Origin of the sequence: Blastococcus sp. CT_GayMR19 (assembly GCF_004570385.1) — a bacterium.
Classification (GTDB): Bacteria; Actinomycetota; Actinomycetes; order Mycobacteriales; family Geodermatophilaceae; genus Blastococcus_B.
In genome coordinates, this window is sequence record NZ_SPQL01000013.1 from 80,307 (window position 1) to 105,574 (window position 25,268).

Below are 25,268 nucleotides of genomic sequence, written 5' to 3' on the forward strand. Positions count from 1 at the left end.
TCCCGGTCCACCAGGGCTCCAGCGTCGGGGTCCTCGGGAAGGGGGTGCCCCCGTGCAGGTACCGGCTCCGTTCGACTACGTCCGCGCCACCAGCGTCGGCAACACGCTGGAGCTGCTCGAACGCCACGGCCCCGAGTCCCGCGTCGTCGCCGGCGGGCACAGCCTGCTGCCGATGATGAAGCTGCGGCTCGCCCGGCCCGAGTGGCTGATCGACATCAACGACGTCGCCGAGCTGCGGCACATCACCGAGGAGCCCGACCGGCTTCGGGTCGGCTCGCTCACCCGGCACGCGGCGCTGCTCGCCTCCGACGTCGTCGGGCGGCTGTTCCCGATCGTGCACGACGCCGAGAAGGTCATCGCCGACCCCGTCGTCCGCAACCGCGGCACGATCGGCGGCTCGCTCGGCCAGGCCGACCCGGCCGAGGACCTCACCACCGTCTGCGACGTCCTCCGCGCCTCCGTCGTCATCGCCGGCCCCGGCGGCGAGCGGGTCGTCGACATGGCCGAGTTCCACCGCGGCCCCTACGAGACCGCCTGCGAGCAGCACGAGCTGATCACCGAGGTCCGCTTCCCGATCCGGCCACGGATGGGCAGCGCCTACGAGAAGGTCGAGCGCCGGGTGGGGGACTGGGCCGTCGGCGCCGCGGGCGCGGCGGTGCAGATGGCCGACGACGGCACGATCGCCGACGCCGCGATCGGCCTGACCGCGCTCGGTCTCGAGGGGCTCGCGACCGAGGTCGCCGCCGTCCTCGTGGGGCAGCGGCCGTCCGAGGACCTGATCACGGAAGCCGGGCGGCTCGCCGCCGCGGCCAGCTCCCCGGTCGAGGACCAGCGCGGTCCCGTCGACTACAAGCGGCACCTCGCCGACGAACTCACCCGCCGGGTCCTGCGCCGCGCGCTCGACCGGGTCGGGGCCACCGTTCCCGCCGCCTGAGGAGGCCGACGATGCAGGTCACCATGACCGTCAACGGGACCGAGGTCACCCGCGACGTCGAACCCCGGCTGCTGCTCGTGCACTTCCTGCGCGACACGCTCCGGCTGACCGGCACCCACTGGGGGTGCGACACCAGCAACTGCGGCACCTGCGTGGTGCTCGTCGACGGCGAGCCGGTCAAGTCGTGCACGGCACTGGCCGCGATGACCGACGGGCACGACGTCCGCACGGTCGAGGGCATGGCCCGGAACGGCACGCTTGACCCGGTGCAGCAGGGCTTCATGGAGGAGCACGGGCTCCAGTGCGGCTTCTGCACCCCCGGGATGATGCTCACCGCCCGGGCGCTGCTCGACCGCAATCCCGACCCCGACGAGGGCGAGATCCGCGAGGCCATCTCCGGCCAGATCTGCCGGTGCACCGGCTACGCCACGATCGTCCGCTCGGTCCAGTGGGCCGCCGCCCACCCGGCCGCCGCGACCACGGAGCAGGAGGTCACGACATGACCGAGCTTGCGAGGTCATGCGAAGGCAGAGCACCACTGGGCATGGCGACGACGAGCGCCAGCGAGGAGGCGTCATGACCACCGTCGAGGAACGCTCCACGATGCCGCAGGAGCGGGAGTCCAACCCCGCGGCGAACGCGGCGGACCGCCCGATCGGCTACGGGCGCATCCAGCGCAAGGAGGACCCGCGGTTCGTCCGCGGGAAGGGCCGCTACCTCGACGACATCGTGCTGCCCGGCATGCTGCACGGCGCGATCCTGCGCTCGCCGATGGCGCACGCCCGGCTGGTCTCGATCGACACCACCGAGGCGCTCGCGCACCCGAAGGTGCACGCCGTCATCACCGGCAAGGACCTCGAGGGCCTCAACCTCGCCTGGGCGCCGACGCTCTCCGCCGACACCATGGCGGTCCTCGCCACCGACAAGGTGCGCTTCCAGGGCCAGGAGGTGGCGTTCGTCGTCGCCGAGGACCGCTACTCCGCCCGCGACGCGCTCGAGCTCATCGACGTCGAGTACGAGGAGCTGCCGGTCGTCATCGACGCGCGCCGCGCCCTCGAGCCGGGCACCGCCGTCATCCGCGACGACAAGGAGGGCAAGACCGACAACCACATCTTCGACTGGGAGGCCGGCGACAAGGCCGAGACCGACGCGGTCTTCGCGCGTGCCGCCGTCGTCGTCAGTGAGGAGGTCGTCTATCCGCGGGTGCACCCGGCGCCGATGGAGACCTGCGGCGCGATCGCCGACTACGACCCGATCGACGGCAAGCTCACGCTCTACGAGACCACGCAGGCGCCGCACGCCCACCGGACGTTGTACGCGATGGTCGCCGGCATCCCGGAGCACAAGATCCGGATCATCGCCGGCGACATCGGCGGCGGGTTCGGCAACAAGGTCGGCATCTACCCCGGGTACGTCTGCGCCGTCGTCGGCTCGATCGTCACGGGCAAGCCGGTGAAGTGGGTCGAGGACCGCTCCGAGAACCTGATGAGCACCTCGTTCGCCCGCGACTACATCATGAAGGGCGAGGTCGCGGCCACGAAGGACGGCAAGATCCTCGCCGTCCGCACGCACGTGCTCGCCGACCACGGCGCGTTCAACGCCACCGCGCAGCCGACCAAGTACCCGGCGGGTTTCTTCTCGATCTTCACCGGCAGCTACGACCTCGAGGCCGCGCACTGCTCGGTCACCGGCGTCTACACGAACAAGGCGCCGGGCGGGGTGGCCTACGCCTGCTCGTTCCGGGTGACCGAGGCGGTCTACCTCGTCGAGCGGATGGTCGACGTCCTGGCGCAGAAGCTGGAGATGGACCCGGCCGAGCTGCGGCTCAAGAACTTCATCCGCCCCGAGCAGTTCCCGTACAAGAACAAGACCGGCTGGGAGTACGACTCCGGCGACTACGAGCCCGCCCTGCGCATGTGCATGGAGCAGATCGGCTACGCCGACCTGCGGCGCGAGCAGGAGGAGAAGCGCGCCCGCGGAGAGCTGATGGGCATCGGCGTCTCGTTCTTCACCGAGACCGTGGGTGCCGGCCCCCGGAAGCACATGGACATCGTCGGGCTCGGCATGGCCGACGGCGCCGAGGTGCGGGTGCACCCCACCGGCAAGGCCGTCGTCCGGCTGTCGGTGCAGACCCAGGGGCAGGGCCACGAGACGACGTTCGCGCAGATCGTCGCCGAAGAGCTCGGCATCCCGCCCGAGGACATCGAGGTCGTGCACGGCGACACCGACCAGACGCCGTTCGGCCTGGGCACCTACGGCAGCCGCTCGACGCCGGTGAGCGGGGGAGCGGTCGCGCTGGCGGCGCGGAAGGTCCGCGACAAGGCGAAGGCCATCGCCGCGGCGATGCTCGAGACCCGGCCGGAGGACCTCGACTGGGAGAAGGGCCGCTTCTTCGTCAAGGGCGACCCGTCCGCGGCCAAGACCATCCAGGAGGTCGCGCTCGGTGCGCACGGCACGGTCGCCCTGCCCGACGGCATCGACGGCAACCTCGACGCCGAGGTCACCTACGACCCGCCGAACCTCACCTTCCCGTTCGGTGCCTACATCTGCGTGGTGGACATCGACCCGGGCACCGGCAAGGTGAAGGTGCGCCGGTTCGTCGCCGTCGACGACTGCGGCACCCGGATCAACCCGATGATCGTCGAGGGGCAGATCCACGGCGGGCTGGCCGACGGCGTCGGGATGGCGCTGATGGAGTTCATCGGCTTCGACGAGCAGGGCAACTGCCTGGGCGGCTCGTTCATGGACTACCTGATCCCCACCGCGATGGAGGTGCCGGACTGGGAGACCGGCTACACGGTGACGCCGTCCCCGCACCACCCGATCGGCGCCAAGGGCATCGGGGAGTCGGCGACCGTGGGCTCGCCGCCGGCCGTGGTCAACGCCGTCGTCGACGCGCTGGCGCCGTTCGGGGTGACCCACATGGACATGCCCTGCACGCCGGCCCGGGTGTGGGAGGCCATGCAGGGCCGGCCCACCCCGCCGATCTAGGAGTGCGCCGATGACGGTCACCGAGACCGCCGCCGAGCTGACCCGCACCCGCGAGCCCTTCGTCCAGGCCACCGTGGTGCGGGCGCAGAAGCCGACGAGCGCGCACGCCGGGGACACCGCGCTGGTCCGGGCGGACGGCACCATCGCCGGGTTCGTCGGCGGCACCTGCGCCGAGGCGTCGGTGCGCGAGTACGGCCTGATGACGCTGTCGACCAACCAGCCGCTGCTGCTGCGCATCGTCCCGGGGGAGGTCGCGGGGCCGGCGGAGGAGGGGGCGGTCACCGTGGCCAACCCCTGCCTGTCCGGCGGCGCCGTGGAGATCTTCCTCGAGCCGCGGGTGCCCGCCCCGCGGGTGCTGGTGGTCGGCGACAGTCCCGTCGCCGAGGCCCTGGCCGAGCTGGGCCGCCCGCTCGGTTTCGACGTCGACCTGGTGGCGGGGGAGCAGGCGCAACCCCAGGCCGGCGACGCCGCCCTCGTCGTCGCCTCCCACGGGCGCGGCGAGGAGCCCGCGCTGACGGCGGCGCTGCGCCTGGGCGTGCCGTACGTCGGACTGGTGGCCAGCCGCATCCGCGGCGCGGGCGTCCTGGCGGCGCTCGACGTGCCCGACGACCAGCGCAGCCGGGTGCACAGCCCGGCCGGTCTCGACATCGGCGGGCGGACCGCCGCGGAGATCGCGCTGTCGATCCTGGCCGAGCTGGTGGCCGAGCGGCGGGCGGCCGAGCGGCACGCCCCGGCCGCGCCGGAACCGGCGAGCGCCCGGGACCCGGTCTGCGGCATGACCGTCGCCGCCGTCGCCACGTCCCCGCACGTCACCGTCGACGGCATCACGACGTGGTTCTGCTGCGAGGGCTGCCGGAAGGCGTTCGAGAAGACCCCGGCCCGGTATGCCACCGCCTCCTGACGAGCTCTCGGTACCGAAAGCGTGCGGGACCCGCGGCGCTTTCGGTACCGAAAGCGTGTGGGGGAGGCCGTGACGCAGCCGGCGCGCGTCGGGGCCGAGGAGGAGGTCCGGTCGCGGGTCCCGGACGTCGCGGACCTCGCCGCCGCCCTGGACGACGTCGACTACCTGGCCGACCCAGGCCTGGCGACGGCGCTCTTCCTCGCCGTCCGCCTGCCGCAGCCGCTGCTGCTCGAGGGCGAACCGGGGGTCGGGAAGACCGAGGCGGCCAAGGCGCTTGCCCGGGTGCTGGACAGCCCGCTGTTCCGGCTGCAGTGCTACGAGGGCATCGACGCCGCGGAGGCGCTCTACGAGTGGAACCACCCGCGCCAGCTGCTCAGCATTCGGCTGGCCGAGGCCCGGCACGCGCCGCTCGCCGAGGAGGACCTCTTCGGCCGCGAGTACCTGCTCCGCCGGCCGCTGCTGCAGGCGATCGAGCACCCCGGCCCCCGGCCCGCCGTCCTCCTGCTCGACGAGATCGACCGCGCCGACGCGGAGTTCGAGGCCTTCACGTTCGAGGTGCTGGCCGAGGCGGCGGTCACGGTGCCCGAGATCGGCACCATCCGCGCCACGCACCCGCCGGTCGTCGTCCTCACCTCCAACCGGACGCGCGACCTGCACGACGCGCTCACCCGCCGCTGCCTCTACCACTGGATCGACTACCCGCAGCTGGAGCGGGTCGCCGAGATCGTCCGCCGGCGGGTGCCGGGCAGCGCCGAGCCGTTGGCCCTGGACGCCGCGTCCGCCGTCACCCGGCTGCGGTCCCTGGACCTGGTCAAGCCGCCCGGGATCGCCGAGGTCATCGACTGGGTCGCGGCGCTGAGCGTCCTCGGCATCCCGCGCCTGGACGCCGCCGCGGTCGAGGAGAGCTGGGGCTCGGTGCTGAAGAACCGCGAGGACCTGGAGCTGGCCCGCGGCCGGGGGGCGGCGTGGCTGGCCGGCGGTGGCTGAGCGGCTCGTCGTCGCCGCGGGGCCGCTGGCCGTCGGGCTGACGACCGCGTTGCACCGGGCGGGCCTGCCGACCTCGCCGGAGCGGGCGGTCGGGCTGGCCCGCGCCCTCCGGCTCGTCCCGCCGAACGACCGGAGCGCGCTGTACTGGACCTGCCGGGTCGCGCTGGTGACCGACCGGGCCCAGCTGCCGGTCTTCGACGCCGTCTTCTCGGCGGTGTTCGACGGCCGGCTCGACCCCGCCGACAGCCGTGGCGACCCGACGGCGCACCCGGCGATCGGCAGCGAGCCGCGCGTCCGGCCGGCCGCACCCGACCATCGACCGCCCGCCGAGTCGTCGCCGCCGGCCGGGAGCGGCGGGTTGTCGGTTCCCGGGGAGGGGGACGGCGGGGACGCGGAGCGGGAGGTCGTCCTGGCGGCGGCCTCGGCCGAGGAGCGGTTGCGCTCGACGTCCTTCGCCGAGCTGACCGCCGACGAGCTGGCCGACGTCCGCCGGGTCGTCCGCCGCATCGTGCTGAGCACTCCGGAGCGGACCAGCCGGCGGACCGTGCCGACCCGCCGGTCCGGGGAGCGGCTGGACCTGCGGCGGACGGTCCGCGCCGCCCACCGCACCGGCGGCGACCCGGCCCGGCTGGTGCGGCGCCGCCGGCGGACCCGGCCGCGGCGGCTGATCCTGCTCTGCGACGTGTCGGGGTCGATGGAGCCCTACACCCGCGTCTTCCTCACCCTGCTCCAGGCCGCGGTGGCCGGTGCGCGGGCGGAGGCGTTCGTCTTCGCGACGCGCCTGACCCGGCTCACGCGGCAGCTCGCGGTCCGCGATCCCGACCAGGCGCTCGCCCGGGCGGCCGCGGCGTCCCCCGACTGGGCGGGCGGCACGCGGCTGGCCGACGGGGTCACCCGGTTCGTCGCCGACCACGGCCGGCGCGGCCTCGCACGGGGGGCGGTGGTCGTGGTCCTGTCCGACGGCTGGGCGCAGGACGACCCGGAGGACGTGCGCGCCGCCATGGCGCGGCTGCGCCGGCTCGCGCACCGCATCGTGTGGGTCAACCCGCGCCGGGCCGCGCCCGGCTACGCGCCACTGGTCGGTGGGATGGCGGCGGCGCTGCCGTTCTGCGACGCGTTCGTCAGCGGCCACAGCCTGGCGGCCCTGGAGGAGGTGGCCGCCGCCGTGCGGGACCCGGGGTGAGCCTCAGCCCATCGTCTTCTGCCCGTCCAGGGACTCCCGCAGGATGTCGGCGTGCCCGGCGTGCTGGGACGTCTCGGCCACGATGTGCAGGAGCACCCGGCGGGCCGAGCGGTGGGCACCCTTCTGGAACCACGGTGCCTCCGGCAGCGGGTGGCTGAGGTCGAGGTCGACGGTCGCGACCAGGTCGTCGGTGCGGCGCGCGACCTCCGCGTACCGCTCCAGGACCCCGGCGAGCGTCTCGCCGGGCAGCAGCCGGAACTCCTCCGCCCACTTCGCGAAGCCGGCCTCGTCGGTCGGCGTGGCCATCGCCCCGGGACCGGTGAGGATGAAGTCCACCCACTTCTCCTCCTGCCCGGCCACGTGCTTGATCAGCCCACCCAGGGTCAGCTCGCTGGCCGTCGTGCGCTGCCGCGCCTGCTCCTCGGTGAGCCCCTGCACGGTGACCCGGAGGAAGTGCCGCTGCGCGGCCAGGCTCTCGAGCAGATCGGCGCGCTCACCCGATGCCGGTGTGGTCATTGACTGCCTCCTCGGATTCACCGTGGGCGTACGGACGGAGGCTAGGGGGAGGGTGCGACGGACGGGGCGGGACGCAACCCGCCGCTCACTCCGGCGCCCCGATTCCGTCATACCTGCGACCTAGGTTCGGTCCCGAAGACGCCATCGCCAGGAGGTCGCCATGAGCCCGACCATCACGTCCGTCGACGAGATCGACCTCGACATCTCCGTCGCCTACATCGCACTGGGCGTGGCCCGGGGCTCGTTCACCCGCTGCCCGTCGGCCGAGAACGAGCGGCGCGTCGCCGACGCCGTGGCCGACGTCGACCGGTTGCTGGACGCGCGGCTCGCCGCCGTGCTGCGCTGACCGGGCGCCGTCCCTGGCGCGACGTGCTTCCACGGCTCGAACGGCTGTCCCTTTCGGGCAGCGAACGGTTCCTGTTGCGCCACCCGCTGATGCCTCGGCGGGGCATCCGCCGGATCTAGATTGGGCTGATGAAGGGCTGTTGGCCCGTCCCGGAGCATGCGCGCGGCGGAGTGCCAGTGGCCCTGGGACGGGAGCGTCCACGTCATGGCCGAGCGGGCGGCGCCGGGCCGCACACACTGCAACTGCTCCAGCAGTCGGCAGGCAACGTGGCAGTGGCGCGCCTGTTGAGCGGTAGGACTGACGGCGACGCTCCGGTCGCGGCGATGGTCGTCCAGCGGAACGGCGGAGGCACGAGCAAGGCGGCAGCCGCGCCGCCGGTGCTGCGGTCGGACGTGGCGAATGCCATCGCGATGTTCGCGCACGCCCGCGCGCTGGCCACCCGCGATCCACCGGATCTCGCGACGGCGCAAGTGCTCGTCTCCGGCATCCGCGAGTGGTTGGGGGAGGTCGCCAACCCCGCACGGGTCGCCGAGGCGTACGGCGATCGCGGCCTCGCCCACCAGTCCGCGCAGATGCTCGTCGGGTTCTCCGTCGAGGCTGCTCGAAGCATGGAGGCACGCATCCAGATCGCGGCCGACTACGGATCGAAGCCGATGTCCCAGGGCACGTGGGGCTACTACTCCACGATGCTCTCGGCGGGGCGCGAGTACCTCGAGGTGCTCACCGGCGAGCGGCCGTACGCAGCTTCCGAGGGTGCGGGTATCGAGGAGGTCGGCAAGGACATCCTCGAGTTCTATGTCTCCTTGGTCCCCATCGTCGGCACGCTCGTTGCGGCCGGCGAGGCCATCCTCGGGCGCGACCTGTCCGGGCGGCCGCTGGGCGTCGGCCAGCGCGCGATACTCGGCGGAGCGGCCGTGGTCGGGGCGCTGGGTCCGCTCCTGCGTGCGGGACGAGCGGTCCCAGCGGCTGCCCGGCTCGCGTTGGTGAGCGCTCACAGCGCGTTCGGCCAGATCTCCATCCTGGAGGCCGGGCGGCTGCTGATGGGCACCCGGGCAATCACGCCGCGGCAGGCCGCGCGGCTGCGGCGCCTCGCGTGGGCGGTCAAGGCGGGGCGTCCCCTCTCCGTCGCTCAGATCCGCGAGGCGAACTTCATCATCAGCCGAATGCGGGAAGGCGCCCTCGTCGGCGAGACGCTCCGTGCTGCGAAGCAGACCGGCTCGACGGCGCGGATCGTCGACCTGTCCGGACACATGACTGCAGAGGAACAGCGTGCTGCCGCAGCGCTGTCCGATCACTTCGGCGAGCGCGTGATCAAGATCGCCGAGCAGGAATCCGTCGTGGGCGTGAATCTGCCCGGCGCCAGGACCGGCGACTTCGTGGTGGGCCGACAGCTGGTCGAGTTCCGGACCGTCCGCTCCCCGAGAATGGCCAACGCCCTGTCGGCGATCGCCAAGAAGCACCAGCAGGCCGGCGTGGTGGCGGTCGACCTCACGTCCTCGTCGTTGACGGCCGAGGCACTTCGCGAGTCGGCGCCTCGGTTGTGGGGCAGACCGGAGTTCCTCGATGTGTCGCGTCTTCTCATCATGCGAGGGGGTGCGGTCGTCCACGACCTCCGCCGGCCTGCCTCGATGCTCGTCACGGCGGAGGCCGCGGCGACGACCATGTCCGCCCCGGCCGGCCGGGTCGGGGCCGGGCGGCAGTAGACGCTCGATCCGCCGCCGCGGCCGGACCGCCGGCGCGCATCCTCGGGGCTCGGCCGTGGGTCGACAGCCGATCGCTGCGCTGCGGTGACCGTGCGCCATCCCTGGCGTGGCGGCATGGTCGGGCAGAGGCAGCGGGTCGCGATCGTCACCGGATCGGAGTCGGGCATCGGGAGGGCGACCGCCGTCGCGCTCGCACGGCAGGGCTTCGACGTGGGCATCACCTGGTACCGCGAGGAGTCCGCGGCCGAGGAGACCGCCGCGGAGGTGCGCGGGCTCGGCCGGCGCGCGGAGGTCCGGCACCTCGATCTCACCCGGCTCCCGGGCGCGGCCGACGTCGTCGACGCGCTGGCCGATGCGCTCGGCGGCGTCGACGTCCTGGTCAACGACGCCGGCACCGGGCACTCGACCCCGCTGCTCGACCTCGACCTGGACACCTGGCGCGAGGTGATGGCCACCGATCTCGACGGCGCGTTCCTCTGCCTGCAGCGCGCCGCCCGCCGCATGATCACCGCCGGGCGGGGTGGCCGGATCGTCAACATCACCAGCGTCCACGAGCATCAGCCCCGGGTCGGCGCGGCGGCGTACTGCGCGGCGAAAGGGGGCCTCGACCTGCTCACCAAGGTGGCGGCCCTGGAGCTCGCCGAGCACGGCATCACCGTCAACGCGGTCGCGCCCGGCGAGATCGCCACCCCCATGACCGGGCAGGAGGACGAGGACCCGACCGCCCCCGGGCACGAGCGACAGGGCGTGCCGCTGCGCCGCCCAGGGGACGCCCGCGAGGTCGCCGCGGTCGTCGCGTTCCTCGCCTCCCCGGCCGCCGCCTACGTCACCGGTGCGTCGTGGGCTGTCGACGGCGGCATGCTGCAGATGGGTCCGATGGCCGGGTCGCACCTGACGACCGACGACTGGCGCCGGCCCTGAGCCGCCCTCAGGCCCCGAGCAGCTCCAGCAGCTGCCCCCGGTCGGGGCCGGGCAGCCGCATCGGCTCGGCGGCACCCGCCCGCTCGATGCGCTCGGTCATACCGGGACGAGCGAGGACCTCCCGGGGCAGGGCCAGGGACAGCCCGATCTCCAGCAGCCCGCGGAAGAGGACGGGGTCGTGCATCGCGGCGGCGGCGAACCGGCCGAACACGGGGTCGGGAGGCGGCGGCTCGCGGCCCTCCGCCCGGGCGGCCATGTCGGCGATCCGCGTGCGGTCGGCCGACCGCTGGGCCTCCCAGAACGGCGTCACGACCCGCTCGGTGCATTCGTCCCACGCCGCCGCGAACGCCGCGGGGTCGCCCAGGTGGTCATGGACCACCGCACGGAGCGACGCCGCGTGCAGCAGGCCGACCGAGAGTCCCCGGCCGCCGGAGGGATTGGTGCAGGCCCACGCGTCGCCGACCGCTGCGAAACCGGTCACCACCGGCCGGCCGTCCACGACGAACCGGCGACGGCGGTCGAGCACCCCGGCCATGGCGAGGACGCCGGTCAGCGGGCGCCCGTCGAGCCAGTGCGCCTGCATCGGGCAGGCGCGGACGACCCGGTCGAACACCTCGGGGAGGCGCAGCGCCTTCATCGGGGCGTCGCGGGTGAGGGCGAAGACGGTGAGCGACCAGGTGGAGTTGTCGCCGTCCAGCGCCAGCAGCGAGAAGCTGCCCATCGGCGAGATCGCCGGCCCGAGAAGTCGCGGCGGAACCGGGCCGGTGAAGTAGCGGCTGTAGTACGCGAAGCCGCGGTCCTCGGACTCCTGCACCGGCGGACGCGCGCCCAGTCCCGCCAGCCAGGCCGCCGACGGTGTCTTCCGCCCGGTCGCGTCCACGACCAGGTCGGCGGCGAGCTCCTCACCTTCGGAGGTCGCCACCCCGGCGGCGTGCGGCACGCCCTCGAGCACCTCGGGTCCGGGCAGCAGCCCCGCGATCCGCTCGCCCCGCCGCAGCCGGATCCCGGGCTCCTCGGCCGCCGCCTCGGCGAGCACGGCCTCGACCACGGGCCGCCGGCCCGTCACCATGCGGAAGCGGTCGTCGCCGGGCTGCGACGTCCGGTCGAGGCCTGGTGGCGGGGTGGACAGGTAGTCGACCGCCGCGCAGCCCGCCGCCCGGAGCCGGTCGGTCAGCCCGGGCAGCTCGGCGTCGCAGATCTCGCGGAAGCGGGCCTGCAGGATGTGCGGCTGGTGGAACTGCGCGATCCCGGGGCGCGCCCAGTCCCAGGCGGCGCCGGGCGCCGGGGGCACGGCCGGGTCGGCCTCGAGCACGGTGACCCGGTGGCCGTCGCGGGCCAGCATCAGGGCCGTCGACAGCCCGATGACGCCGCCGCCGCAGATCAGGACGGATCCCATGCCTACTGCTTCACCGGTACGGCGGACGTGCGTGCGCCGCTGCCCGACCGCAGCATCGACGTGGCGATCTCGGTCCGATTGGCGACGCCGAGTTTGGCGAGGATGTTCCGGACGTGGCTCTCGACGGTCCGCTCCGAGATGACCAGGCGGTCGGCGATCTGGCGGTTGCTCAGGGCTGACGCGACCAGCGTGGCGATCTCGCGCTCCCGGCCGGACAGTGGATCGGCGGCCCGCCCGGCCTCACGCGCCCGCCGGAGCAGCGCTTCCGCGGACCGCATCGATCCCGGCATGCCCAGCCGGCGTGCCTCGTCGAGCGCCTGGCGGGCCAGCGCCTCGGCCCGGGGAAGCTCCGCACCCACGGCTCGGTCCAGCAGCGCCGCGGCCACGCCGAGACGGGCGTGCACGACGGCGGGCCGGGCGCCCATCCGCGCGGCGACGGTCACCGCCCGGTCGAAGCGGTCCGCGGCATCGTCGGGCCGGCCCAGGACCACGGCGAGGCGCCCCAGGTAGTAGTCCGACGGCGCTGAGCAGTAGATGCCCGCCCCACCCGAGGCGAAGGGGTGCGCGGCGATGTCCGCCTCGAGCACCCGCGCCGTCTCGGTGTCGCCGAACTCCGCCACGAGCCGGACCAGGTTGATGACCACGCCCTGGACCATCGTGCCGAAGTGCGGTGCACCGGCCTCCGGCCGCAGCTCCTCGTACAGATCGGCGGCCTCGTCGCGCCGGCCCTCGAGCAGTAGGAGGAGGGCGCGCGAGATCCGCACGATGGGCACGGCCGGTGCGTCCGCGAGGGTCGTCCGCGCCTCGTCGTCCCACGGCGGGCGCTCCCCGGTGACCAGCGCCAGCTGCAGCAGGAAGGCATGGGACATGCCGAGGGCGGACCGGTCCTGCGCCAGCCGGGTGAGGGCCAGGTCGCGAGCGTCGGCGTTGAGGGCCCGCCCCTCGGCGAACCTGCCCCGCAGACACGCGAGTGACGCCCGCATCCGCAGCTCGTGCCAGCGGACGAGCGGCAGGCCCGTGGCGCGGGCGAGAGCCCCGACCTGGTCCAGCTCCTGGTCCACGACCGCCGTCGTGCCCAGCAACAGCGCACCCTCGATCCGCCACTGGTGTCCCCAGAGCGCCACGAGCGGCTGGCCGGTCGACTCGGCGAGGCTCACCGCGATCTGTCCCAGCCGCAGGCGCTCAGCGACGTCGAGCCCGAACGGTGTGGACTTGACGCGCGCCCGGACGGCGTCGATGAGCGCCTCGGGATCGCCGGAGCCCTCCGCGAGCGCGAGCGCCTCGGCCGCCGCGCTGCCGCCCCGGTCGAACTGCCCGGCGTCGCACAGCGCCGACGCCGTCTGCGCCAGCAGCCGCGACCGTAGGGCGGGCTGGGCGCTCCCGTCGACGGCGGCCAGTGCCCGTTCGCAGAGCCGGAGGAGGATCGGCGGGAACTCGGGGGACGACACGTCGTGCACCACGAGCGCCGCGGCCGCCACCAGGTCCCTGCGCCCGCACGAGTGCGCGGCCGCGGATGCCCGTTCGGCGTCGTCGAGGCTCTGCGCGAACCGGCCGGCGCGGAACTCCGCGGTGGCGAGGTCAAGCAGCACCTCGGCGAGCTCGTCGTCGCCGGCGCCGGCCCGGACCAGGCCGTCCCGGGCCATGGTGAGGAAGCGCGCGGCCTCGTCGAACGCGAGTGACCGGGTCGCCGCCGCTGCCGCGCGCCGCGCCCAGCCGGCGGCCCGGCGGAGCGTCGCCGGCTCGACCGCCGCGCGCAGCCAGTGCCCGGCGACGACGCCCGCGGCCGAGGAGTCGGTCGCCGCCGCCTCCTCCAGTGCCTCGGCCGCGCGACGGTGAAGCATCTCGCGGGCGCTGGCGTCGAGGTCGGCGTAGATCGCGTCCCGGACCACCGCGTGGACGAACCGGCGGCGGCCGGCGGCGTCGGCGTCGGCTGCGAGCACCCCGGCCCGGATCGCCGCGTCGAGGGCCTCGGTGACGTCGTCGGGAGGGCGTTGGGAGACCGCGGCGAGCACCGTGGTGTCGAGTTCCTCGCCCAGCACCGCCGCCGTCGCCACCAGGTCCAGCACGTCGCGGGGCAGTTCGGCGACCGTCCTGCGCACGACCTGGCGGAGCTCGTCGTCCGCGGCTCCCGAGGCCAGTTGCCCCCGCCCGTCGGCCAGCAACCGGGCCACCGCCCGCAGATAGAGCGGATTGCCGCCGCTCCGGCTGTGGGCCTGCTGGGTCGTCGCCTCGGCCACGGGATGGGGGAGCACCTGGCGGAGGTACGTGCGGACGTCCGGTTCGGTGAGCGGCCGGAGGACGACCGCGTGCGCCGCCGGTACGCGCAGCAGGCCCGTCACCGTCTCCGTGGCGGCCGGCGTCGAGGACGGGTCACGATAGGTGGCGACCACCAGCAGCCGGGACCGCTGGACGTCCGCGGCGACGTGGCGCAGCAGCCGCAGCGTCGTCTCGTCGGCCCAGTGCAGGTCCTCGAGCACCACCACGAGTCCCGCGGGCTCGGCCGCCTGCAGGAGGGCCTCGGTGGCGGCCGCGACGAAGCGGAACCGGGCGGCCTCGGCGTCGGCCGTCCGGCCCGGGCGGAGGTCGACCTCGGCCAGCGCAGTGGTGACTGCAGCCGCGACTTCGGGGAGGGCCCCGAGCACGCGCCGCCATGGCCACAGCGGTGGTGCCCCCGGATCGTCCACTGCCCGGCCCCAGAGAACGCGGAGGCCGTCGCGGCCACCGCGCGGCGCGGCCTCCTCGACCAGCCGTGTCTTCCCGATCCCCGCCGGGCCGCTCAGGAGGAGCAGGGCGCCTGTGCCCGCCCGCGCGTCCGCCATCGCCTCCCGGACCTCGGCCAGTTCACGCTCGCGGCCGACGAAGGGGCTCCGATGCGCGGGCGCCGCCACCGGCACAGTGTCGCGCCCGTCCGCCCGTTCGCAGTACCGGATTTGCGTGGGCCCTCGCATTGCGTGGTGCGGGTGCGTGCTCCCACTGATGTGCGCGGGGGCGGTCCGCCGGAAGGTCGGCACCGCGATGACCGGTCCATCCGAGCGGCCGGTTCACGAGACCGAGGAGCGCCCCATGCACGCCACCATCCACCTGTTCCGGCGGTCGGTCGCCGAGGAGTCGCCGGAGTGGGCCGCCGCCCTGGCGAGGGACCTGCACGGCGGAGCGGCCACCGGCATCTGCACGCTGGCCGAGTTCAGCGGGTTGACCGGCGCGGTGCTGGCCTTCTGGCCGACCGCGGACGCCGCGGCGGGCGCGGTCGACCGGCGCACCGGCGGCTCGACCGTCTGGCTCGACGCCGGGATCTACGAGGTCTCCGCGACGCACGTCGGCGTCGCGGCCGGCCGGACCCCCCGGTTCGCGCAGCGCACGTGCCTCGACGGGCCGCGCAGCCAGGCCCAGGCCGAGGCCATGCAACGGGCCGGCCGGGAACGCCTGTGGCCCGCGGTCCGGGACGTGGCCGGGATCGTCACCGTCCACGAGCTCCGCGACACCGACAACGGCGTGGTGGTCGTCGCTCTCTCGACCGACCTGGAGACGCACGAGGAGGTGCAGCGCGCGATCTTCGCAACGGAACTCCTGCCGGGCGAGGACCCGGCGCTGCTCGCCGAGCCGGACCGGGTCCATCTCGACCGGGTGCTGTTCGCGGACCTGCCCGTGCTGACGACCGTGGGGGAGCGGTCATGACCGCCACCACACCGGATGTCCGGCTGGCCGCCGGCCTCTGGGTCGCGATCGTCGACCGCACCAGCGCGACGTTCACCGTTTCGAACCTGGGGTTCAAGGTCGTGCACGGACGTGTCGCGGTCACCCGGGGAGAGGTCGAGGTCGATCGGTCCGGCATTCCTGTCGGGATGCGGGCCGAACTGGACCTGGACACCGTCGACACGGGCATCGCCCGCCGGGACCTGGACCTGCGCAAGCGGAGTCTGCTCGACGTCGACGACCACCCGGTGATGACCTACACGGCGGACTCGATCACGCGGGACTCGTCGGGCTGGCGTGCCGACGGCGTTCTGACTCTGCGGGGCACCTCCTGCCCGCTGGTTCTCTGCGGCGCCGTCCTGGCCGATTCCACCGGCGACGCCGTCCACGTGTTGGCGACCGCGACGCTGGACCGGACGGCGGTCGGCATCCGCGCGCCCAGCCTGATGATCGGCCGCACGGTGACCATCACGATCGACGCGTGGCTGGCCGGAACCGTCCCCGGCTGATCCCGTCTACCGGGCGCCGGTCAGCTCCGTCGGCAGGGTGATCACGTCGACCATCGCGCCACGCCGGTGCACGGTCATCGGCAGCGGCCGGCCGATCGCGTCGGCGAACAGCAGCCGCTGCAGGCTCTGGGCGTCGGCGACCGGCCGGCGCCCCGCCTCGAGCACCAGGTCGCCGGCCTTCAGCCCCGACCGGTCGGCTGGCGAGCCGGGCACGACGTCGACGATGCGCAGCCCGCGGCGGCGGCCCGTGCGCTCGGCCAGCGGGGCCGGGAGCGGCGCCGGCGTGCTGACCAGCCCGAGGTAGGCCCGGCGCACCCGGCCGTCGCTCACCAGCGAGCCGACGATCCGGCGGGTGGTGTCGTTGATCGGCACGGCGAGCCCCAGGCCCCAGCCGGCGACCGCGGTGTTGATCCCGACCACGCGGGACGAGGAGTCGGCCAGCGCGCCGCCGGAGTTACCCGGGTTGAGGGCCGCATCGGTCTGGATGACGTCCTCGACCACCCGCGCCGTCCGCCCGTCGCGGGTGGGGAGCGACCGGCCGAGCCCGCTGACCACCCCGGCGGTCACCGACCCGGTGAGCCCCAGCGGGTTGCCGACGACCACGACCAGCTGGCCCACCCGGAGCGTGCCGGCGTCGCCGAGGGTCGCGGGGGGCGGGGTCGCCGTCCGCGATCGGAGCACCGCCAGGTCCGACAGCGGATCGGCGCCGACGACCTCGACGTCGGCCTCCGTGCCGTCACTGAACACCGCCCGGCCCCGGACCGCGCGGGCCACCACGTGGGCGTTGGTGAGGAGAAGGCCGTCGGCGCTGACCACGACGGCCGAACCGGCGCCCGACCGCCCGTCGTGGCCGGTCACCTCGAGGGCGGCGACGTGCGGGGTGAGGTCCGCCGCGACGGCGGTGACGATCCGGGAGTAGGCGTCCAGCGCCGAGGTGAGATCGGGTTCCGGGGCGATGCTCATCGGCCGCCTCCTCCGCGATTACCGGCTTACAGGACCAGTGAACCCCTCGGAAGCAGAGCGGAACAGCTCCGGCCTCATGCCCTCGGCGAACACGACCCCGATACTGACCCGGTGATCTCCTCGGAGCCCCGGTGACGGCGACGGAGGCGGCCCGTCGCCGCGCGGCCGAGCAGGCGTGGGTGGGGCTGGGGCCCGCGTTCACGGCGGACGCCGTCGCCGCGCTGGGGCCCGACGAGGCGGACGCCTTCCTGGCCCGGGTCGAGATCGTCCTGGCCGATCTGCACGAGTGGCTCGCGGTGCTCTACGGCGGCCGGGCCGAGGTCGACCAGCTCCTCGGGCGGGCCCTGCGCGTCGCGCTGGCCGCCGCCGTCGAGCGCCCCGCCGAGCTCCGGCGCCTCGACCGCCGGCGGGAGATCGACCCCGGCTGGTTCCAGCGCACCCGCATGCAGGGCTACGTCTGCTACGTCGACCGCTTCTGCGGCACCCTCGGCGAGCTGCCCGGGAAGCTCGACTACCTCGCCGAGCTCGGCACCACCTACCTCCACCTGATGCCGTTGCTGGCGCCGCGCCCCGGCGAGAACGACGGCGGCTACGCGGTGCTGGACTACCGCGCGGTCGACCCCCGGCTGGGCACGATGGACGAGCTCGAGGACGTCGCCCGGCAGCTGCACGACCGCGGGATGAACCTGTGCATCGACCTCGTCGTCAACCACACCGCGCGCGAGCACCCCTGGGCGCAGGGCTGGCTGGCCGGCGACGCGGCCTACGCAGGCTTCTACACGGCGTTCCCCGACCGGTCGATGCCCGACGCCTACGACGCGACCATCCCCGAGGTCTTCCCCGACCGGGCGCCGGGCTCGTTCACCTGGGTACCGGAGGCCTGCGGCGGCGCCGGCGGCTGGGTGTGGACGACGTTCTGGCCCTACCAGTGGGACCTCGACTACACGAACCCCGCGGTGACGCTGGCGATGCTGGGCGAGATCACCTGGCTGGCCAACCGCGGCATCGACGTCTTCCGGATGGACGCCGTCCCGTTCATGTGGAAGCGGCTCGGCACCACCTGCCAGAACCAGCCCGAGGGGCACACCCTCCTGCAGCTGCTGCACGCCCTGACCCGGCTCGCCGCGCCCGGCGTCGTCTTCAAGGCCGAGGCCATCGTGTCGCCCGAGGACCTGGTGCCCTACCTCGGCGGCCACGAGCGGTACCGCCCGGAGTGCGAGCTGGCGTACCACAACCAGCTCATGGTGATGCTCTGGAGCAGCCTGGCCACCGAGGACGCCCGGCTGGCCGCGCACGCGCTCGCCCGACTCCCGCAGATCCCGCCGTCGACGTCGTGGGTCACCTACGTCCGGGGGCACGACGACATCGGCTGGGCGGTCAGCGACACCGACGCCTGGTCCGTCGGCGTGAGCGGCCACGGCCACCGGCGCTTCCTCAACGAGTTCTTCAGCGGCCGGTTCCCCGGGTCGTTCGCGCGAGGGGCGCTGTTCCAGGAGAACGAGGCGACCGGCGACGCGCGGATCTCCGGGTCGGCCGCCTCGCTCTGCGGGATCGACGACGCCCTGCAGCGGGGCGACGCCGTGGCGCTGGAACGCGGGATCCGCCGCCTCGTCCTGCTGTACTCAGTCATCTACGCCTTCGGCGGCATCCCGCTCCTCTACATGGGCGACGAGCTCGCCCTCCGCAACGACGCCGGGTACCTCGACGATCCCGAGCGCGCCCCGGACAACCGCTGGATGCACCGTCCGCCGATGGACTGGACCGCCGCCGCACGCCGGTCGGACCCCACCTCGCTGGAGGGCCGGGTCTTCACCGCCCTGCGGCGGCTGGGGGAGGCACGGCGCACCCTCCCGGTGCTGCGCGGCGGGGGCGAGTGCCAGGTCCTCGACGTGGGCAACCCAGCCGTGCTGGCGTGGCGCCGGCGCAGCGCGCGCAACGGCACCTTCATCGGCCTGGCCAACATGAGCCGCTCGATGCAGGTCGTCCACGCGGACACGGTGACCGGTTTCGGGACGTTCGAGCCGGTGCTGACCAGTGACGGTCAGCCCGACATCCGCGACGGGCGGCTGCTGCTCCCGGGGCTCGGGTACGCCTGGTTCGCCGAGCCCTGAGCGACGGCCGCGGAAATGGATGCGGGCCGGACCCCTGCGCCGTACCGTTTCACGCGCGGCTGATGACCAGCCGACCCCGCGTGCGGGGCAGCCGGCGGCGTCGAGGCCGACGTCCCCTCCGTGCACTGGAGCCGCGCGTGGACCGTCCGGCCGGCAGGTCCCGACACCTTTCCCGACGCACGCCTGGCGCACTCCGCCGCGGCTCCTCCGATGGTTCCCCCTGACCCGGTGAGCGCCGGCCCGGTGCTGCCGGGGCCGGTGCCCGAACCGGTTCCCGCCGGCGCCACGTTCGGGATCGAGGAGGAGTTCCACCTCGTCGACCCCGTCACCTTCGAGCTGACCCCCAGCCCCGACCTCTGCGCGGCGGCGCTGCGCCGGGAGATCGGCCCCCGGATCCACGCCGAGATCGCCACCACCCAGCTCGAGACGGCCAGCGGCATCTGCGAGTCGCTGGACGGGCTGCGGGCCGAGCTGGTCACCGCCCGGAGGGAGGCGTCCGCGGCCGCCGCGGCGGCCGGCGTCGCGGTGCTGCCGACGTCCACCCATCCGTTCGGGGGCTGGCAGCAGCAGGTCATCACGCCCGCGCCGCGCTACCAGGCGATGGTCGACCGGTGGGCGGGGCTGGCCTCCCAGCAGGACATCTGCGGCTGCCACGTGCACGTCGGCGTGCCCGACCTGGCCACCGCCGTCGCGGTCATGGATCGCGCCCGGCCCTACCTGCCGGTGCTGCTGGCGATGACCGGCAGCTCGCCGTTCCACGACGGCGTCGACACCGGCTACGAGAGCTACCGCACCCTCTGGTGGTCGCGCTGGCCGACCACCGGGCCGCCCGAGTACATGGGCAGCCCCGAGCGGTTCGAGGAGGTAGTGGCCGGGCTGGTCGCGTCCGGCGTCGTCGCGGACCGGTCGCATCTGTACTGGGACGTGCGGCCCTCCTACCACCTGCCCACCCTGGAGTTCCGCCTCGCCGACGTCTGCACGCACGTGGACGACGCCGTCCTGCACGCGGCGCTCGTCCGGTCGCTGGTGCGCGTGCTGGCCGCGCGGGCCGAGCGGGGCGAGCCGTGCCCGCAGCCGCGCGCGGAGCTGCTCCGGGCGGCGCGCTGGCGGGCCGCCCGGCACGGCATCGGCGGCCAGCTGTTCGACCCGGTGCTGGGCGCGGCCGTGGACGCGCGACTGGCGGTCCGTCGCCTGCTGGCCGAACTGGAGGACGACCTCCGCGGTCGCGACGAGTGGACCGAGGTCAGCGAGCTGGTGGCGCGGCTGTTCTCGCGGGGCACCTCGGCGGCGCGGCAGCGGCAGATCTGGCTGCGCACCGGCGACCGGCGGGCGATCGCCGCCCGGATGGTCGCCGACGGCGTCCCCGGCGTCTGAACCGACCGGACGCGGGTGAGCCGGCCCGGCCGCCGGGGTATCGCAGGCCCACGGCAGGGCAGGTCCGACTGCCGCGGAACGCCGGGGGAGTGCGATGGACGGCATCTACAGCCTGTGGGACTCGATGCACGCGCTGATCGGCTGGCTGCGCGAGCACGAGCCCGGCCAGGTCGACCGGGCCGTCCAGGCGCTCGCGTGCTTCGAGCCGTTCGGCGAGGACGGCGCCGAGTACGCCTTCGCCAGCCGGTTCGCACCCAACTCCTGCGAGCAGACCGTCGTCGACCTGTGGCACCACCTGTGCGAGGAACGTGGCAGCCGCAGGTTCGACGACGACCCGGAGGAGCGCTTCTCGGCCGAGCAGAACGCCGCAGTCGTCGTCGACGCCGAGCGCTACTACCGCGCGACAGTGGGGCGCGCAGATGGCGCGCATGGCGGTCCCGCCCGCGCGCTCCGGCAGCCTGGAGGCGCTGCTGCACGACAATGTGGGCGAGGACGCGCTGTTCGTCTGGCCGCGGCGGGGCCGCGCCGAGTGGCTCGACCGCCGGCTGGATCACCGGGCGATCGGCGTCGTCTACCGGCCGGAGCGGGAGAAGTGGGGCAACTACGTGTCCACCGTGCTGGGGGACCGCTACGACGCCTTCCTCTACCTGGAGGAGACCTCGGCGCTGCAGCCGCTGCACCTGGAGCGCGCCGACGAGCACGTCCCGCGCCTGGCCCACGCGGTCTGAGCGGTGGTCTTCCCCGGGCGTACCCGCGACGCGCGCCTGGCGAGCCGGCCCCCACCGGAGCTCCCGTCCGCTCCGCTGCCCGCTGGTCTGCACGCTCTCGAGCCGGGACCGGGCGCGGAGGCGATGTTCGCCGTGCCACCGGGGCACGCCACGCCCGCGCCCGTTCGTCGTCTTCATCCACGGCGCGGGGGGCGGCGGCGGGCACAGCCCCGCGGTCATCGGCCGGCTCGCGGGCGACCGCGGCGTCCTGGTCCTGGCTCCCGCGTCGGTGGCCGGACGGGCCGTGACCCGGCAGGTCAGGCCGACTCGCGCCCGGTGATGTCCTCGTCCACGGGTGACGTCTTCGGACCGCCGGTCTTGGACGCCTCGAAGTCGGGGCCCAGGTGTTCCAGCGCCAGGCGGCCGTACACCTGCTGCTGGGTGGCGACCCGCTGGGAACGCCCGCGGCCCATGAAGCTGACCAGCCAGTGGAGCACGGTGGTGATCCGGCTCTTGAAGCCGACGATGTAGAAGAGGTGCAGGGCCAGCCACATGAGCCAGGCGATGAATCCCTCGAACTTCAGCTTCCCGAGGTCGACGACGGCGTGGAACCGCGAGATCGTCGCCATCGAGCCCTTGTCGGAGTACTTGAACGGCTCGCGGGGGGCCTTGCCGGCGATGCGGCGCTTGATCTGGTCCGCGGCGTAGCGGCCGCCCTGGATGGCCACCTGTGCGACACCGGGCAGCTTGTCCAGCGACATCATGTCGCCGACGACCTGGACCTCGGGGTGCCCGGGGAGGCTCAGGTCCGGCAGCACCGCGACCCGCCCGGCGCGGTCGACCTCGGCGCCGGACTGCTCGCCCAGCAGGCGCGCCAGCGGGCTGGCCTGGACGCCCGCGGCCCAGATCTTCGTGGCCGCGTTGATGCGGCGGACCTGCCCGTCGGCCTCCTTGATCTCGATGCCGTCGGCGTCCACGTCGGTGACCATCGCCCCGAGCTGCACCTCGACGCCGGTCTGGTTGAGCTGGCGGCGGGCGCGCCCGCCGAGCTTCTCCCCGAACGAGGGCAGCACGTAGGGGGCGGCGTCCAGGAGCACGACGCGGGCGGTGGTGGGGTCGATGCGGCGGAAGTCGCGGCGCAGCGTGCGCCGTGCCAGCTCCGCGATCTGCCCGGCCATCTCGACACCGGTGGGGCCGGCGCCGACGACCACGAAGGTGAGCAGCCGGTCGATCTCGGCCTGGTCCTCGGCGAGCTCGGCCAGCTCGAAGGCGCCGAAGATCCGCCCGCGCAGTTCGAGGGCGTCGTCGATGCTCTTCATGCCGGGTGCGAACTCGGCGAACCGGTCGTTGCCGAAGTAGGACTGGCCCGCGCCGGCCGCGACGATCAGCTCGTCGTAGGGGTGCAGAGTGGTGCGGCCCAGCACCGAGGAGGTGACGGTGCGGCCGGCCAGGTCGATGTCGGTGACCTCACCGAGCAGGACCAGCGCGTTCGCCTGCTTGCGCAGGATCTCGCGGGTGGCGGGCGCGATCTCCCCCTCGGAGAGGATCCCGGTCGCCACCTGGTACAGCAGCGGCTGGAAGAGGTGGTAGCCGGTCTTGGCGATGATCGTGACGTCGACCGGGGCCTTGCGCAGCGCCTGGGCCGCGAACAGGCCGCCGAACCCGGAACCGATGATGACCACGCGCGGCCGGCCGCCGGCGGAGTCGTGACCTGCAGGAGCACGCGCTAGTGATGTCGTCATGATGACTTCATCCTCCCACTTCGGGGGGTGCCGCCCTGGGTGCCATTGAGCGATCCGGGACACAGTCTGCCCGCTCCGGCGCCGGTTCGCGGGTCCCGCGGGAGCGGGGTAGACCACTCGGGATGCGTGCTGCCCCTGCCTGCGTCGTACTGGTGCCCGGCCTCGGCCTCGACGAGCGGTCCTCGGCCCGGGTGCGCGAACGCATACCGGCGGCCGTCGTCGCCCTGCCCGGCATGGGCCTGCCCGGGCCGGTCCCCCCGCTGGACGAGCTGGCCCGCCGGCTGCTGGCGGAGGTCGGGGAGGGGCCGGTCGTCCTGGCCGGGCACTCGCAGAGCTGTCAGGTGGTGGCCGTCGCGGCGCGCGACCCGCGGGTGGTCGCCGTCGTGCTGCTCGGCCCGACGACGGACCCCCGGCTGCGGTCGGCCGCCGGGTTGGCCGGGCGGTGGCTGGGGACGGCGTGGGCGGAGTCGTGGTGGCAGTTGCCGCTGGTCCTCGCGCAGTGGTGGCACACCGGGCCCAGGGCGATGGTCGCGCTGTGGCGGTCCGCGGCCCCGGACCGGATCGACTCCCGCCTGCGGGACGTGCGCGTGCCGGTGGTCGTCGTCCGGGGGACCCGCGACCGGCTCTGCCCGCATGACTGGGCGGTCCGGCTCGCCGACGCCGCGCCGCGGGGGCGGCTCGTCGAGCTGCCCGGTGCCGCGCACATGACGGTGCAGACCCACCCGGACGAGGTCGCGGGCATCCTGCGGGACGCCCTGGGCGGATGACCGGCCGGCTCCTGCTTTCGGGTGGTGCCTCCCCGGAACCGGTCTCGCGGGCGGGAGGACCGGACGCTGCGGCGTGCCACTATGGCGGCGTGGCGCACACCTCTGCCTCGGCCGGCGCCCTGCTGCGCCATGTGCGTACCGGGCGCGCGCGCAGCCGCACCGAGCTGGTGGCGCTGACCGGAGCCTCACGCAACACGGTGAGCGCGCGGGTCGACGAGCTGATCGCGGCCAACCTCCTGGAAGAGGGCGGGCGGGGGTGGAGCACGGGAGGGCGACCGCCCACGCTGCTGCAGTTCAACAGCCGGGCGGGGTGCGTCCTTGCGGTGGACCTGGGAGTCACGAGCGTCGACGTCGCGGTCACCGATCTGTCCGCGCGGATCCTCGCCACGGTGGGTCACCCGATCGACATCGCCGACGGTCCCGTCGTGGTCCTCGCGGAGGTCGACCGGCTGGCCCAGCAGGTACTCGCCGAGGCCGGCCTCACCCCGGCCGACGTGTGCGTCGTGGGCGTGGGAGTGCCCGGTCCGGTGGAATTCTCGACCGGGCGGCCGTCCCATCCGCCGATCATGCCGGGCTGGCACGACTACCCGATCCCCGGCGCGTTCGGCCGCTACGAGTGCCCGGTCTACGTCGACAACGACGTGAACGTGATGGCGCTGGGGGAGATCGGGATCGGCGGATCGATCCAGGACGTGCTCGTCGTGAAGGTCGGGACGGGCATCGGCTGCGGTGTCATCGTGGAGGGGCGGGTGTACCGCGGGGCGCAGGGCAGCGCCGGCGACATCGGGCACATCTACGTCGCGCAGCCCGACGGGCGCACGGTGGTCTGCCGGTGCGGCAACGAGAACTGCCTCGAGGCGATCGCCGGGGGCGGGGCACTGCTCCGCGACGCCATCGCGGCGGGCCTGCCGGTGACCACGGTGCGGCAGCTCGTCGAGCTGGCGGCCCAGGGCGACGGTCCGGCGATCGAGCTGGTCCGCAATGCCGGCCGGACGATCGGCACGGTGCTCGCCGCGTTGGTCAACTTCTTCAACCCGCACTCCATCGTCATGACCGGAGGAGTGGCCCGCGCGGGCGCCCCGTTGCTCGCGGGGATCCGGGAGGCGGTCTACGGCCGTTCCATGCCGCTGGCTGCCCGGGCCCTGGAGATCACGGTCAGCGATGCGCCCGACCTCTCCGGCAGGGTCGGCGCCGCGCTGATGGCGATCGACGAGTTCCTGGACGAGGACTCGGTCCAGGCCCTCGCGCTGCTCCACGGCAGCTAGTGCCTGGACCAGAAACGTCCGTGGTGTTGATCAGGCGGGGTCCAGGCTGGCCATCCCCAGCTCGTTGAACCGATGGATGACCTGGCGGACCGAGTCCTCGTCGGCCTGCAGCAGCCGGGCATTCGCCGCCACGGTGATCCCACCGGCCGAGGCCGGCACCACTATCGCCCGACGCAGCCGAATCGCCGAGCCAGTACCTCTCGAGTGATCCGCGGCAACTTGCTGATCCTCCCGGTCAGACAGCCTCCGCACACGCACG

General features: G+C 74.1%; 22 protein-coding genes and 1 pseudogene. 17 read left to right on the forward strand and 6 right to left on the reverse strand.

Translation table 11 applies throughout. The features are described 5' to 3' along the window. Positions 1 to 52 precede the first annotated feature (52 nt). The 6 genes from E4P39_RS17255 (at position 53) to E4P39_RS17280 (ending at position 6,996) form a co-directional block, all read left to right on the forward strand. Positions 53 to 934 (forward strand): xanthine dehydrogenase family protein subunit M, encoded by an 882-nt coding sequence (locus tag E4P39_RS17255; protein ID WP_135137809.1) that lies wholly within the window; start codon positions 53 to 55, stop codon positions 932 to 934. Between the two features lie 11 nt (positions 935 to 945). After that, positions 946 to 1,437 (forward strand): (2Fe-2S)-binding protein, encoded by a 492-nt coding sequence (locus tag E4P39_RS17260; protein WP_135137810.1) that lies wholly within the window; start codon positions 946 to 948, stop codon positions 1,435 to 1,437. 73 nt (positions 1,438 to 1,510) lie between these two features. Further along, positions 1,511 to 3,925, forward strand: a complete 2,415-nt coding sequence (locus E4P39_RS17265; RefSeq protein WP_209306583.1) for an aerobic carbon-monoxide dehydrogenase large subunit — start codon at positions 1,511 to 1,513, stop codon at positions 3,923 to 3,925. Between the two features lie 10 nt (positions 3,926 to 3,935). Continuing rightward, a complete protein-coding gene (locus tag E4P39_RS17270) occupies positions 3,936 to 4,826 on the forward strand; it encodes an XdhC family protein (protein WP_135137811.1) in 891 nt (296 codons plus the stop codon). 69 nt (positions 4,827 to 4,895) lie between these two features. Beyond that, positions 4,896 to 5,813 (forward strand): MoxR family ATPase, encoded by a 918-nt coding sequence (locus E4P39_RS17275; protein WP_135137812.1) that lies wholly within the window; start codon positions 4,896 to 4,898, stop codon positions 5,811 to 5,813. Beyond that, complete coding sequence (locus E4P39_RS17280; RefSeq protein ID WP_135137813.1) at positions 5,806 to 6,996, forward strand: VWA domain-containing protein; 1,191 nt, start codon at positions 5,806 to 5,808, stop codon at positions 6,994 to 6,996. Before E4P39_RS17275 ends, E4P39_RS17280 begins: the two co-directional genes overlap by 8 nt. 3 nt (positions 6,997 to 6,999) lie before the next feature. Here the strand turns inward: E4P39_RS17280 and E4P39_RS17285 are convergent, their stop codons facing one another. After that, positions 7,000 to 7,512 (reverse strand): DinB family protein, encoded by a 513-nt coding sequence (locus E4P39_RS17285; RefSeq protein ID WP_135137814.1) that lies wholly within the window; start codon positions 7,510 to 7,512, stop codon positions 7,000 to 7,002. Between the two features lie 160 nt (positions 7,513 to 7,672). Here E4P39_RS17285 and E4P39_RS17290 point away from each other — a divergent pair, with 160 nt between their 5' ends. The 3 genes from E4P39_RS17290 to E4P39_RS17300 all read left to right on the forward strand — a co-directional run bounded on the left by E4P39_RS17290 (position 7,673) and on the right by E4P39_RS17300 (position 10,482). Then, positions 7,673 to 7,858: a hypothetical protein gene (locus E4P39_RS17290; RefSeq protein ID WP_135137815.1), complete on the forward strand. Its 186-nt coding sequence runs from the start codon at positions 7,673 to 7,675 to the stop codon at positions 7,856 to 7,858. A gap of 323 nt (positions 7,859 to 8,181) precedes the next feature. Further along, complete coding sequence (locus E4P39_RS17295) at positions 8,182 to 9,561, forward strand: pre-toxin TG domain-containing protein (RefSeq protein ID WP_167761922.1); 1,380 nt, start codon at positions 8,182 to 8,184, stop codon at positions 9,559 to 9,561. A 114-nt stretch (positions 9,562 to 9,675) separates the two neighbouring features. Then, positions 9,676 to 10,482: an SDR family oxidoreductase gene (locus tag E4P39_RS17300; protein WP_135137817.1), complete on the forward strand. Its 807-nt coding sequence runs from the start codon at positions 9,676 to 9,678 to the stop codon at positions 10,480 to 10,482. Between the two features lie 7 nt (positions 10,483 to 10,489). On the opposite strand, the gene E4P39_RS17305 is transcribed toward E4P39_RS17300, so the two are convergent. Both E4P39_RS17305 and E4P39_RS17310 read right to left on the reverse strand, forming a co-directional pair. Then, entirely contained in the window at positions 10,490 to 11,878 is a 1,389-nt protein-coding gene (locus E4P39_RS17305) for an FAD-dependent oxidoreductase (RefSeq protein ID WP_135137818.1), read from the reverse strand. A gap of 2 nt (positions 11,879 to 11,880) precedes the next feature. After that, a complete protein-coding gene (locus E4P39_RS17310) occupies positions 11,881 to 14,766 on the reverse strand; it encodes an AAA family ATPase (RefSeq protein WP_209306584.1) in 2,886 nt (961 codons plus the stop codon). Positions 14,767 to 14,941: 175 nt separating this feature from the next. Between E4P39_RS17310 and E4P39_RS17315 the strand changes: the two genes are divergently transcribed. Together E4P39_RS17315 and E4P39_RS17320 are read left to right on the forward strand one after the other, a co-directional pair. Next, entirely contained in the window at positions 14,942 to 15,553 is a 612-nt protein-coding gene (locus tag E4P39_RS17315) for a hypothetical protein (protein WP_209306585.1), read from the forward strand. Further along, positions 15,550 to 16,080 carry a YceI family protein gene (locus tag E4P39_RS17320; protein ID WP_135137820.1) on the forward strand — a complete coding sequence of 177 codons (531 nt, stop codon included), beginning with the start codon at positions 15,550 to 15,552 and terminating at the stop codon, positions 16,078 to 16,080. The genes E4P39_RS17315 and E4P39_RS17320 overlap by 4 nt, the downstream gene beginning before the upstream one ends. Positions 16,081 to 16,086: 6 nt before the next feature. Here the strand turns inward: E4P39_RS17320 and E4P39_RS17325 are convergent, their stop codons facing one another. Continuing rightward, the gene (locus E4P39_RS17325; protein ID WP_135137821.1) at positions 16,087 to 17,043 is read right to left on the reverse strand and encodes a trypsin-like peptidase domain-containing protein; all 957 of its coding nucleotides are present in this window, start codon (positions 17,041 to 17,043) and stop codon (positions 16,087 to 16,089) included. A 131-nt stretch (positions 17,044 to 17,174) separates the two neighbouring features. Between E4P39_RS17325 and E4P39_RS17330 the strand changes: the two genes are divergently transcribed. The 4 genes and pseudogenes from E4P39_RS17330 to E4P39_RS23005 all read left to right on the forward strand — a co-directional run bounded on the left by E4P39_RS17330 (position 17,175) and on the right by E4P39_RS23005 (position 21,256). Then, positions 17,175 to 19,154: an alpha-amylase family protein gene (locus E4P39_RS17330; RefSeq protein ID WP_135137822.1), complete on the forward strand. Its 1,980-nt coding sequence runs from the start codon at positions 17,175 to 17,177 to the stop codon at positions 19,152 to 19,154. Between the two features lie 228 nt (positions 19,155 to 19,382). After that, positions 19,383 to 20,528, forward strand: a complete 1,146-nt coding sequence (locus tag E4P39_RS17335) for a glutamate--cysteine ligase (RefSeq protein WP_167761924.1) — start codon at positions 19,383 to 19,385, stop codon at positions 20,526 to 20,528. A 94-nt stretch (positions 20,529 to 20,622) separates the two neighbouring features. Then, positions 20,623 to 20,902 (forward strand): annotated as a pseudogene (locus E4P39_RS23000) (erythromycin esterase family protein); the annotation flags it as partial. A gap of 54 nt (positions 20,903 to 20,956) precedes the next feature. Then, positions 20,957 to 21,256: an erythromycin esterase family protein gene (locus E4P39_RS23005; protein WP_245159915.1), complete on the forward strand. Its 300-nt coding sequence runs from the start codon at positions 20,957 to 20,959 to the stop codon at positions 21,254 to 21,256. Positions 21,257 to 21,552: 296 nt separating this feature from the next. Here the strand turns inward: E4P39_RS23005 and E4P39_RS17345 are convergent, their stop codons facing one another. After that, a complete protein-coding gene (locus E4P39_RS17345) occupies positions 21,553 to 22,977 on the reverse strand; it encodes an NAD(P)/FAD-dependent oxidoreductase (RefSeq protein WP_135137824.1) in 1,425 nt (474 codons plus the stop codon). A gap of 122 nt (positions 22,978 to 23,099) precedes the next feature. On the opposite strand from E4P39_RS17345, the gene E4P39_RS17350 reads away from it, so the two are divergent. Then, positions 23,100 to 23,744, forward strand: a complete 645-nt coding sequence (locus tag E4P39_RS17350; RefSeq protein WP_135137825.1) for an alpha/beta hydrolase — start codon at positions 23,100 to 23,102, stop codon at positions 23,742 to 23,744. Positions 23,745 to 23,833: 89 nt separating this feature from the next. Further along, complete coding sequence (locus E4P39_RS17355) at positions 23,834 to 25,009, forward strand: ROK family protein (RefSeq protein WP_135137826.1); 1,176 nt, start codon at positions 23,834 to 23,836, stop codon at positions 25,007 to 25,009. A 30-nt stretch (positions 25,010 to 25,039) separates the two neighbouring features. Here the strand turns inward: E4P39_RS17355 and E4P39_RS22695 are convergent, their stop codons facing one another. Next, entirely contained in the window at positions 25,040 to 25,168 is a 129-nt protein-coding gene (locus E4P39_RS22695) for a helix-turn-helix domain-containing protein (protein ID WP_209306586.1), read from the reverse strand. Positions 25,169 to 25,268: the final 100 nt, after the last annotated feature.